The organism is Streptosporangium sp. NPDC005286, assembly GCF_040607515.1.
Lineage (GTDB): Bacteria > Actinomycetota > Actinomycetes > Streptosporangiales > Streptosporangiaceae > Streptosporangium.
In genome coordinates, this window is the sequence record NZ_JBEXGU010000223.1 from 1 (window position 1) to 11,624 (window position 11,624).

Genomic DNA, 11,624 nt, shown 5'->3' on the forward strand with positions numbered 1-11,624 from the left:
CCCGCACGGGCGGGGGGCGCGAGCCTTTTCCCGTCGACGGGGGCGGGACCGGTTTCCAGGACTGATTTGGCATTCGTGGACGGCAGGGCGTACGCTGTCAACGCCGAAGACCGCCGGTCGTCGTCGGGCCGCATGGCCTGATGACCTAAGGAGCCACGTCAGTGGACGGCCCGCGTAGGTGTGATGTGAGTTTTCATCTGGATTAATCTCCTTATGTGAGCCCCGTGCGCCTGCGCCGGGGCTTGTCTGTTTTTCATGGGCCCTTACCCCGGCGGCACATCTGGAAGGAGGCCCATGGCGAAGGCAGAAAAGGCAACGGCTGTCGCTGAGCTGAAGAGCAGCTTCGACGGCTCCAATGCTGCCGTTCTGACCGAATACCGCGGTCTCACCGTCGCCCAGCTCAAGCAGCTGCGCGTTTCTCTCGGTGAGAATGCGAAGTTCGCCGTGGTGAAGAACACGCTGACCAAGATCGCGGCCACTGAGGCCGGGTTCAACCAGCTCAACGACCTGCTCGCGGGTCCGTCGGCGATCGCGTTCGTCAACGGCGACGTGGTCGAGGCTGCCAAGAGTCTGCGTGACTTCGCCAAGGCCAATCCCCTCCTGGTCATCAAGGGCGGTGTCGTCGACGGCAGGTCGATGACGCCGGACGAGATCACCAAGCTTGCCGACCTTGAGTCGCGTGAGGTTCTCCTCGCGAAGCTGGCCGGTGCGATGAAGGCGAAGCAGGGCCACGCGGCCGCCGTCTTCAACGCGCTGCCCACCAACATGGCTCAGCTGGCCGAGGCACTGCGCGCCAAGCGCGAAGGCGCCGGCGAGTAGGTCCGCGCAGGCGGTCACAGGGGATTAACGCAACCGCGGTCCCAACTTTCCCTAATTGTCAGATCCGTATGGAGGAACCATCATGGCGAAGCTCAGCACCGACGAGCTGCTCGACGCTTTCAAGGAGATGACTCTCCTTGAGCTGTCCGACTTCGTGAAGCTCTTCGAGGAGACCTTCGACGTCAAGGCCGCCGCTCCGGTCGCCGTCGCCGCCGCTGCCGCCCCCGGTGCGGCCGCTGCCGAAGAGGTCGAGGAGCAGGACGAGTTCGACGTCGTCCTCGAGGCCGCCGGCGACAAGAAGATCCAGGTCATCAAGGAGATCCGCGCCCTGACGAGCCTGGGCCTCAAGGAGGCCAAGGACCTCGTTGACGGCGCTCCCAAGTCCGTCTTCGACGGCAAGGTCAACAAGGAGCAGGCCGAGAAGGCCAAGGCCGCCCTTGAGGGTGCCGGCGCGACGGTCACCGTCAAGTAGTTCGTCTTACCGGAAAGAGCGGGTCCACCTGGTGCCGGTGGCCCGCTCTTTTTGTGTCCGCTCTGTTGGACACGATGTCTTATAACCACGGCATAACGATCGACGGAAGCTATTGGACCCTCTTCCAATTCGGGCGATCGCGGCTACGGTTGATGCAGTCGCAGGTTCTGCCGGCGGAGTCTCCGGCACGCCGCGGGACGGGCACGTCCCGCGGGCTCCTGAAAGGCGGCACGTGGGCGTCGAAGTCGTGGTAGAGGGTCTGACCAAGTCGTTTGGGAAGCAGGTCATCTGGGAGGACGTCACGCTGACGCTTCCCGCCGGTGAGATCTCCGTGCTGCTCGGTCCGTCCGGCACGGGCAAATCCGTTTTCCTGAAGACCCTGGTGGGCCTGCTGAGGCCCGAACGCGGCCACATCTGGATCGACGGGCACGACCTCGCCAACTGCAGTGAGAACAAGCTCTACGAGCTCAGGCGGCTGTTCGGCGTGCTGTTCCAGGACGGGGCGCTGTTCGGCTCGCTCAACCTCTACGACAACGTCGCCTTCCCGCTGCGCGAGCACACCAGGAAGAGCGAGACCGAGATCCGCCGCATCGTGATGGAGAAGATGGAGCTCGTCGGGCTGGCCGGCGCCGAAGGCAAGCTTCCCGGCGAGATCTCCGGTGGCATGCGCAAGCGTGCGGGCCTGGCCAGGGCGCTGGTCCTGGACCCCGAGATCATCCTGTTCGACGAGCCCGATTCGGGCCTCGACCCGGTTCGCACGACCTATCTCAACCAGCTGATCGTCGATCTCAACGCGGAGATCGAGGCCACCTTCCTCATCGTCACCCACGACATCAACACCGCCCGTACGGTGCCCGACAGCATCGGCCTGCTGTTCCGGCGTGAGCTGATCATGTTCGGGCCGAGGGAGATGCTGCTCTCCAGCGACGAGCCGGTGGTCAGGCAGTTCCTCAACGCCCGCAGGCACGGCCCGATCGGCATGTCCGAGGAGAAGGACGTCTCCGAGCTGGAGGCCGAGGCCCAGATGGGGCACGACCCCGGCGGGCTGCCGCCGATCCCGCCGCAACTGATGCCGAGCGAGAGCCGGATCCGCCGCACGCAGCGCCCGCCGGGTTCGTGGCTGGCCGCCAACGGGGTCATCCCGCCGCCCAACTCGTTCGTGGATGAGAGGGGCCGGAACTGGCTGGAGGAGTATCCCCGGCTGGTCACGGCGCACGTCCACGGCGCACGTTGACCGCGGGCGGGTAGCGGGCGTCCCGCCGTTCACCGCACGAAGCGAAACGCTGGGCGAAACGGCCCGAAGCAGGTGAGCAAAGGCTGGTATGCGGATCTGTGCGGCGGGTTATGATCCGGCGATCGGGGAGCACGCCGTCCCGGTGGCGGGAAAGCCGCGCTCACCGGCTCGCGTTCCACGGACCGTGCGATGGGAGAGAACGCATGGCAGTGCACGCCGCTCGCCTCCGCCGCCCCCGTCGCACGCTCAGGATCGCAGCACCGGTACTCGGAGTGCTGATCGCGATGCTGCTCGTCGCCGCGCTCTGGATCGGCTCCGACCTGCGCGACGCCCAGGCGGCGGCGGACGACAGACAGGCGGCGACACGGGCGGCGGGAGCGCACGCGGTGCATCTGCTCTCCGTCGGATACCGGAGCGTCGACGCCGACATCCAGCGAATCCTCGACGGCTCCACGGGTGAGGCCAGGGCCGAGTACGTCAGGACCGCCGCGGAGCGCAGGGAGGGCACGATCAAGGACAAGATCCTCCGTGCGGGCGCGCTACGCGCCCTGGGGCTGGTCTCGTTGACAGGGGACACGGCCCAGGTGATGGTGGTGGGCGATGAGGTGATCCGGTGGGACGGGAGTAAGAACGCTCCACGGGAGCAGTTCCACCGGTGGAACATGGAAGTGACCAAGGTCGGGGGAGCCTGGCTCGTGTCCAAGGCGGAGCTGGTGCCGTGACGCGCGCCTCCCGGTTGGCGGTCGGACTCATGGTCGTCGTGGCGCTCGCGCTCGCGGCGGTGGTCTGGATCATGTTCACAGATCTCAGCAGGCTGCGCGCGGACGAGAGGGCCGGACAGGAGGCGCTCGCCACGGCCCGGTCGGTCGCCTCCGACATGCTGTCCTACGACTATCGTACGATCGAACAGGATTTCGCAAGGGCGGGCGGTTACACGACCGGGGCGCTCAGCCTGCACTACCGGCAGCTGACCAGGGGCATGGCCGCGCAGGCCAGGGAGCAGAGAGCCGTGCAGCAGGCGACGGTGATCGGGGCGGGCGTGGAGTCGGTGGAGTCCGGCGACTCCGGCCGGGTCCAGGTGCTGCTGTTCATGAACATGAGCACCGTGAAGACCCCTCAGGGGGAGAAGGAACCACGCCGGCAGGTCAGCCAGAACCGGGCCAGGTTCATCATGGTCAAGAAGGACTCTCGCTGGTTCGTCGCCGAGCTCTCCACACTGCTCGGAGATCCTCCGTCACCATGATCGGCGCGTCGCTTCATTCAATTGTTAGTAAAACCTTGGTTTGGGATGGGTCCGCGGTTGGGTACACCTGCCATGGCAGCGTCGATCGTCAGTCGAACCATCGGCTGGCGTTCGAACCGCCGGGTGACTCAGCGTCAGCCACACCAGGTCGGAGATCGTGTTGGATCCTGTGGTGTGCGCAGGTCACCCGGTGGGAAAACTCCCAGGGTCTCGGCTATTTCCCGGCCGAAATGTCAGCTCCCGGGCTTGACGTTTCGGCTCTGACGGGCGATGCTGCGACCAACGTGGAGCTTGCAGTGAGACTGAGGTGGACAGGTGTGTGCCGTTCGGCTACACTGCCCCTTTGCGCTGCCCTTTGACGACCCGCTTCTTTTGGTGCTCTGATGCATGGTCGTCTGGCGTGCGTGTAGTCAGTCCGCCGCGAGCCCTCGGAAGGACATCTGTTGGCAGCCTCGCGCAACGCCTTCGCCGTACCCGCCGGTCCCCGTCGTGTGTCTTTCGCACGAATTCAGGAGCCGCTCGAAGTTCCTGATCTTCTCGCTCTTCAGACCGAGTCCTTCGACTGGTTGCTCGGCAACGAGAAGTGGAAGGGGCGGGTCGAGGCGGCTCGCCAGGCCGGGCGCAAGGACGTTCCGGCCCAGTCGGGCCTCGAAGAGATCTTTGAGGAGATCAGTCCCATCGAGGACTTCTCCGGGACCATGTCCCTGTCGTTCCGGGACCACCGGTTCGAGCCGCCCAAGTACTCAGTCGATGAGTGCAAAGACAAGGACATGACCTACTCCGCCCCGATGTTCGTCACGGCGGAGTTCATCAATAACACCACTGGTGAGATCAAGAGCCAGACCGTGTTCATGGGCGACTTCCCGCTCATGACCGGCAAGGGCACATTCATCATCAACGGCACCGAGCGTGTCGTCGTCTCCCAGCTGGTCCGGTCCCCGGGTGTCTACTTCGACCGCAGCGTCGACAAGACCTCGGACAAGGACCTCTACGGATGCAAGGTGATTCCCTCCCGGGGTGCCTGGCTAGAGTTCGAGATCGACAAGCGGGACAGCGTCGGTGTCCGCATCGACCGCAAGCGCAAGCAGGCCGTCACCGTCCTGCTCAAGGCGCTCGGCTGGACCAGCGAGCAGATCCTTGAGCGTTTCGGGCAGTACGAGTCCATGCGGGCGACCCTGGAGAAGGACCACACGGCCGGCCAGGACGACGCTCTGCTCGACATCTACCGCAAGCTGCGCCCGGGCGAGCCGCCGACCAAGGAGTCGGCGCAGACGCTGCTGGAGAACCTGTACTTCAACTCCAAGCGCTACGACCTCGCCAAGGTCGGCCGTTACAAGATCAACAAGAAGCTCGGGGTCGACAGCGAGATCACCCAGGGCACGCTCACCGAGGACGACATCGTCGCCACCATCGAGTACATCGTCCGGCTGCACGCCGGCGAGGTGTCGATGCCCGGCGCCAACGGTGAGATCGTCGTCGAGACCGACGACATCGACCACTTCGGCAACCGCCGGCTCCGTACGGTGGGCGAGCTCATCCAGAACCAGGTCCGCCTGGGGCTGGCCCGCATGGAGCGCGTCGTCCGCGAGCGGATGACGACTCAGGACGTCGAGGCGATCACGCCGCAGACCCTGATCAACATCCGCCCGGTCGTGGCGTCGATCAAGGAGTTCTTCGGCACCTCCCAGCTGTCGCAGTTCATGGACCAGACCAACCCCCTCGCCGGCCTGACGCACAAGCGTCGTCTGTCCGCGCTGGGCCCCGGTGGTCTCTCCCGTGAGCGGGCCGGCTTCGAGGTCCGGGACGTTCACCCCTCGCACTACGGCCGGATGTGCCCGATCGAGACGCCGGAAGGACCGAACATCGGTCTGATCGGCTCGCTGGCCTCCTTCGGCCGGGTCAACTCCTTCGGCTTCGTCGAGACCCCGTACCGCAAGGTCGTCGAAGGCCGGGTCACCGACCAGGTCGAGTACCTGACCGCGGACGAGGAGGACCGGCACGTCATCGCCCAGGCGAACACGCCGATCGGCCCCGACGGAACGTTCCTCGAGTCGCGGGTGCTCGTCCGCAGGAAGGGCGGGGAGTTCGAGTCCCTGCGCGCCAACGAGGTCGACTACATGGACGTCTCGGCACGCCAGATGGTGTCCGTGGCGACCGCGATGATCCCGTTCCTGGAGCACGACGACGCCAACCGCGCGCTCATGGGCTCCAACATGCAGCGCCAGTCGGTGCCGCTGCTCAAGAGCGAGGCGCCGCTGGTCGGCACCGGCATGGAGTACCGTGCCGCGACCGACGCCGGCGACGTCATCACCGCCGAGAAGGCGGGCGTGGTCGAGGAGGTCTCCGCCGACTACGTCACGGTGATGAACGACGACGGCACCCGCACGACCTACCGCGTCGCCAAGTTCAAGCGCTCCAACCAGGGCACCTGCTTCAACCAGAAGCCGATCGTCGCGGAAGGCGACCGGATCGAGGTGAACCAGGTCGTCGCGGACGGTCCCTGCACCGACAACGGCGAGATGGCCCTGGGCAAGAACCTCCTCGTGGCGTTCATGCCGTGGGAGGGTCACAACTACGAGGACGCGATCATCCTCTCCCAGCGCCTGGTGCAGGACGACGTCCTGTCCTCGATCCACATCGAGGAGCACGAGGTCGACGCCCGCGACACCAAGCTGGGCCCCGAGGAGATCACCCGGGACATCCCGAACGTCTCCGAGGAGGTCTTGGCCGACCTCGACGAGCGCGGCATCATCCGCATCGGCGCCGAGGTCGTCCCCGGCGACATCCTCGTCGGCAAGGTCACACCCAAGGGTGAGACCGAGCTGACCCCCGAGGAGCGCCTGCTCCGCGCGATCTTCGGTGAGAAGGCCCGCGAGGTCCGTGACACCTCCCTGAAGGTGCCGCACGGCGAGCAGGGCAAGGTCATCGGCGTTCGCGTGTTCAGCCGCGAGGAGGGCGACGAGCTCCCCCCCGGCGTCAACGAGCTGGTCCGCGTCTACGTGGCCCAGAAGCGTAAGATCACCGACGGTGACAAGCTGGCCGGCCGTCATGGCAACAAGGGTGTCATCTCCAAGATCCTTCCGGTCGAGGACATGCCGTTCCTTGAGGACGGCACGGCGGTCGACATCATCCTCAACCCGCTGGGCGTGCCCGGCCGAATGAACGTCGGCCAGGTCCTGGAGACCCACCTGGGATGGATCGCGGCCAGAGGCTGGGACATCTCGGGCATCGAGGAGGCATGGGCCGAGCGGCTGCGTGACAAGGGCTTCGCAGAGGTCGACCCGCGCACCAACATGGCCACGCCGGTGTTCGACGGTGCCAACGAGGAAGAGATCATCGGCCTGCTCGACAACACCCTGGTCAACAGGGACGGCGGGCGCATGGTCGGCGCGAACGGAAAGGCCCAGCTGTTCGACGGCCGTTCCGGCGAGCCGTTCCCGCACCCGATCTCCGTCGGCTACATCTACATCCTGAAGCTGCTCCACCTGGTCGACGACAAGATCCACGCTCGTTCGACCGGCCCGTACTCCATGATCACCCAGCAGCCGCTCGGTGGTAAGGCCCAGTTCGGTGGCCAGCGCTTCGGTGAGATGGAGGTCTGGGCTCTGGAGGCGTACGGTGCCGCCTACGCGCTCCAGGAACTGCTCACCATCAAGTCCGACGACGTCCTCGGCCGGGTGAAGGTCTACGAGGCGATCGTCAAGGGCGAGAACATCCCCGAGCCGGGCATCCCGGAGTCGTTCAAGGTCCTCATCAAGGAAATGCAGTCGCTGTGCCTGAACGTCGAGGTGCTCTCCAGCGACGGCATGTCCATCGAGATGCGCGACACCGACGAAGACGTCTTCCGCGCCGCGGAAGAACTCGGCATCGACCTGTCCCGGCGTGAGCCGAGCAGCGTCGAAGAGGTCTGATCTAGAAGCTGAGGAGGGGATTACAAGTGCTCGACGTCAACTTCTTCGACGAGCTTCGGATCGGCCTCGCGACCGCCGACGACATCCGCCAGTGGTCGCACGGCGAGGTGAAGAAGCCCGAAACCATCAACTACCGGACGCTCAAGCCCGAGAAGGACGGACTCTTCTGCGAGAAGATCTTCGGTCCGACCCGCGACTGGGAGTGCTACTGCGGTAAGTACAAGCGCGTCCGCTTCAAGGGCATCATCTGTGAGCGCTGTGGCGTCGAGGTGACCCGCGCCAAGGTGCGTCGTGAGCGGATGGGCCACATCGAGCTGGCCGCGCCCGTCACGCACATCTGGTACTTCAAGGGTGTCCCGTCCCGTCTGGGATACCTGCTCGACCTGGCCCCGAAGGACCTCGAGAAGGTCATCTACTTCGCGGCCTACATGATCACGCACGTCGACAAGGAAATGCGCGAGCGTGACCTGCCGTCGCTGGAGGCGAAGATCTCCGTCGAGCGGCAGCACGTCGAGCAGCGCCGTGACGCCGACATCGAGGCTCGCCAGCGCAAGCTGGAGACCGACCTGGCCGAGCTTGAGGCCGCCGGCGCCAAGGGCGACCAGCGCCGCAAGGTGCGTGAGGGCGCCGAGCGTGAGATGCGGCAGCTGCGTGACCGGGCCCAGCGCGAGCTGGACCGGCTGGACGAGGTCTGGAGCCGCTTCAAGAACCTCAAGGTCCAGGACCTTGAGGGCGACGAGCTGCTCTACCGCGAGATGCGCGACCGCTTCGGCCGTTACTTCCGCGGTGGCATGGGCGCCCAGGCCATCCAGGAGCGTCTGACCAACTTCGACCTCGCCCTTGAGGCCGAGAACCTGCGCGAGACGATCCGCAGCGGCAAGGGCCAGAAGAAGGCCCGCGCGCTCAAGCGTCTCAAGGTCGTGTCGGCGTTCCTGAACACCCGCAACTCGCCCAACGGGATGGTCCTCGACTGCATCCCGGTCATCCCGCCGGACCTGCGCCCCATGGTGCAGCTCGACGGTGGCCGGTTCGCCACCTCGGACCTGAACGACCTGTACCGCCGTGTGATCAACCGGAACAACCGCCTCAAGCGGCTTCTCGACCTCGGTGCCCCCGAGATCATCGTGAACAACGAGAAGCGGATGCTCCAGGAGGCCGTCGACGCGCTGTTCGACAACGGCCGCCGCGGCCGCCCGGTCACCGGTCCGGGCAACCGCCCCCTGAAGTCCCTCAGCGACATGCTGAAGGGCAAGCAGGGCCGGTTCCGCCAGAACCTGCTGGGCAAGCGAGTCGACTACTCCGGCCGTTCGGTCATCGTCGTCGGCCCGCAGCTGAAGCTGCACCAGTGCGGTCTGCCCAAGCAGATGGCGCTGGAGCTCTTCAAGCCGTTCGTGATGAAGCGCCTGGTCGACCTGAACCACGCGCAGAACATCAAGTCGGCCAAGCGGATGGTCGAGCGTGCTCGCCCAGTCGTGTGGGACGTCCTCGAAGAGGTCATCACCGAGCACCCCGTGCTGCTCAACCGCGCGCCGACCCTGCACCGCCTGGGCATCCAGGCCTTCGAGCCACAGCTGGTCGAGGGCAAGGCCATCCAGATCCACCCGCTCGTCTGCACCGCGTTCAACGCGGACTTCGACGGCGACCAGATGGCCGTGCACCTGCCGCTGTCCGCCGAGGCGCAGGCCGAGGCCCGCATCCTGATGCTGTCGACGAACAACATCCTGAAGCCGGCCGACGGCAAGCCCGTGACCATGCCCACCCAGGACATGATCATCGGTCTCTACTCGTTGACCACGATCAAGGACGAGGACGAGAACGGCGTCGGCCGGGGACGGGTCTTCGGCTCGGTGTCGGAGGCGCTGATGGCCTTCGACCGCCGGGAGCTCGACATCCAGTCGCAGATCCAGATCCGGATGCGGGGAGACGTCCCGCCGCCCCGCGGCTGGGCGGGCCCCGAGGGCTGGGAGGCCGGTGACAGCTACCGCCTGGAGACCACTCTGGGCCGCTGCCTGTTCAACCAGACCCTGCCGGCGAACTACCCGTACGTGAACTCGCAGGTCGGCAAGAAGCAGCTGTCGGTCATCGTCAACGAGCTCGCCGAGAAGTACCCCAAGGTCGAGGTCGCGGCCGCGCTCGACGCCCTCAAGGACGCCGGCTTCTACTGGGCGACCAGGGCCGGTGTGACGATCTCCATCGAGGACGTCATCGCGCCGCCGAACAAGTCCGAGATCATGGAGACGTACGAGCGCCGGGCCGACAAGGTCCAGCGCGAGTACGAGCGTGGTCTGATCACGGACGAGGAGCGTCGTCAGGAGCTCATCGAGATCTGGACGCACGCGACCAGCGACGTGACCGACGACATGCAGAAGGCGTTCCCGAAGACCAACCCGGTCTGGATGATGGTCCAGTCGGGCGCCCGAGGAAACCTGATGCAGGTCCGGCAGATCTCCGGCATCCGTGGTCTGGTGTCCAACACCAAGGGTGAGACGATCCCGCGCCCGATCAAGGCCTCGTTCCGCGAGGGTCTGTCGGTGCTGGAGTACTTCATCTCCACCCACGGCCAGCGGAAGGGTCTGGCGGACACCGCGCTGCGGACCGCCGACTCGGGGTACCTGACCCGTCGTCTGGTGGACGTCGCACAGGACGTCATCGTCCGCGAGATCGACTGCGGCACCGACCGCGCCGTCCCGCTGCACGTCGCCGACCGCGACGCTCAGGGCAACCTGGTCAAGGCGGAGAACGCCGAGAGCAACGTGCACGGCCGCATCCTCGCCGAGGACGTGGAGGTGGACGGCAAGATCATCGCGCCGGTGGGCGTCGACATCAACGACATCCACGTCACCGCCCTGGTCGAGGCCGGAGTGGAGACCGTCAGGACCCGCAGCGCCCTCGTCTGCGAGGCCAAGATCGGTGTCTGCGCCACCTGCTACGGCCGCTCGCTCGCGACCGGCAAGCTCGTGGACGTCGGCGAGGCGGTCGGCATCATCGCCGCCCAGTCGATCGGTGAGCCCGGCACCCAGCTGACGATGCGGACCTTCCACACCGGTGGTGTGGCGGGCGCCGACATCACCCACGGTCTGCCCCGTGTCCAGGAGCTTTTCGAGGCGCGCGTCCCCAAGGGCGTCGCCCCGATCAGCGAGGCCGAGGGCCGGGTCCGCGTCGACGAGACCGACAAGACCCGGAAGATCGTGATCGTCCCGGACGACGGTTCCGAGGAGGTCGCCTACCCGGTGTCGATGCGGTCGCGCATGCTGGTCTCCGACGGGCAGCGGGTCAAGGTCGGCCAGCAGCTGATCGCCGGTGCCGTCAACCCCAACGAGGTGCTGCGCATCCTCGGCCCCCGGGCCGTGCAGCTGCACCTTGTGGCGGAGGTCCAGCAGGTCTACCGCTCGCAGGGTGTGTCGATCCACGACAAGCACATCGAGATCATCGTGCGGCAGATGCTCAAGCGCGTGAACGTGCTGGAGTCCGGCGACGCCGACATGCTGCCCGGTGAGCTCGTCGAGCGGCCGCGCTTCGAGCGGATCAACCGCGAGTGCGTGGCGGAGGGCGGCACGCCGGCCTCCGGGCGTCCGGTGCTGATGGGTATCACCAAGGCCTCGCTCGCCACCGAGTCCTGGCTGTCCGCGGCGTCCTTCCAGGAGACGACCCGAGTGCTCACCGACGCGGCGATCCACGCCAAGTCGGACTCGCTGCTCGGCCTCAAGGAGAACGTCATCATCGGAAAGCTCATCCCGGCCGGTACCGGCATGCCGCAGTACCGCAACATCCGGGTCGAGCCCACCGAGGAGGCCAAGGCCGCGATGTACACGGTCGGCGGCTACGACGGCTCCGCGGCGGACTACACCTTCGGTTCGGGCTCCGGTGAGGCCGTGCCGCTGGAGGAGTACGACTTCGGTCAGTACAACCGCTAAGTGATCGCAGGCGGCGCCCGGTCCCCGGCAG

The 11,624-nt window shown here is 66.3% G+C and carries 7 protein-coding genes; all 7 read left to right on the forward strand.

Going from position 1 to position 11,624, the window contains the following annotated elements; translation table 11 throughout:
* Positions 1 to 294: 294 nt before the first annotated feature.
* The 7 genes from rplJ to ABZU75_RS41895 all read left to right on the forward strand — a co-directional run bounded on the left by rplJ (position 295) and on the right by ABZU75_RS41895 (position 11,593).
* Positions 295 to 819: a 50S ribosomal protein L10 gene (gene rplJ, locus ABZU75_RS41865; RefSeq protein WP_030923995.1), complete on the forward strand. Its 525-nt coding sequence runs from the start codon at positions 295 to 297 to the stop codon at positions 817 to 819.
* Between the two features lie 82 nt (positions 820 to 901).
* Positions 902 to 1,291, forward strand: a complete 390-nt coding sequence (gene rplL / locus ABZU75_RS41870; protein WP_030923997.1) for a 50S ribosomal protein L7/L12 — start codon at positions 902 to 904, stop codon at positions 1,289 to 1,291.
* Positions 1,292 to 1,523: 232 nt separating this feature from the next.
* Complete coding sequence (locus tag ABZU75_RS41875; protein ID WP_350953879.1) at positions 1,524 to 2,525, forward strand: ABC transporter ATP-binding protein; 1,002 nt, start codon at positions 1,524 to 1,526, stop codon at positions 2,523 to 2,525.
* A gap of 203 nt (positions 2,526 to 2,728) precedes the next feature.
* Positions 2,729 to 3,247, forward strand: coding sequence for a hypothetical protein (locus ABZU75_RS41880; RefSeq protein ID WP_355567493.1), 519 nt, complete (start codon positions 2,729 to 2,731; stop codon positions 3,245 to 3,247).
* A complete protein-coding gene (locus ABZU75_RS41885; protein WP_355567496.1) occupies positions 3,244 to 3,768 on the forward strand; it encodes a hypothetical protein in 525 nt (174 codons plus the stop codon). The genes ABZU75_RS41880 and ABZU75_RS41885 overlap by 4 nt, the downstream gene beginning before the upstream one ends.
* Before the next feature lie 443 nt (positions 3,769 to 4,211).
* Positions 4,212 to 7,679 (forward strand): DNA-directed RNA polymerase subunit beta, encoded by a 3,468-nt coding sequence (rpoB, locus tag ABZU75_RS41890; RefSeq protein WP_355567499.1) that lies wholly within the window; start codon positions 4,212 to 4,214, stop codon positions 7,677 to 7,679.
* A gap of 26 nt (positions 7,680 to 7,705) precedes the next feature.
* On the forward strand, positions 7,706 to 11,593 hold the full coding sequence (locus ABZU75_RS41895) for a DNA-directed RNA polymerase subunit beta' (RefSeq protein WP_355567503.1): 3,888 nt from the start codon (positions 7,706 to 7,708) through the stop codon (positions 11,591 to 11,593).
* Positions 11,594 to 11,624: the final 31 nt, after the last annotated feature.

Coding starts and splice junctions, on each gene's coding strand:
- rplL (WP_030923997.1), top strand. CDS start 902: ATGGCGAAGCTCAGCACCGACGAGCTGCTCGACGCTTTCAAGGAGATG.
- ABZU75_RS41880 (WP_355567493.1), top strand. CDS start 2,729: ATGGCAGTGCACGCCGCTCGCCTCCGCCGCCCCCGTCGCACGCTCAGG.
- rplJ (WP_030923995.1), top strand. CDS start 295: ATGGCGAAGGCAGAAAAGGCAACGGCTGTCGCTGAGCTGAAGAGCAGC.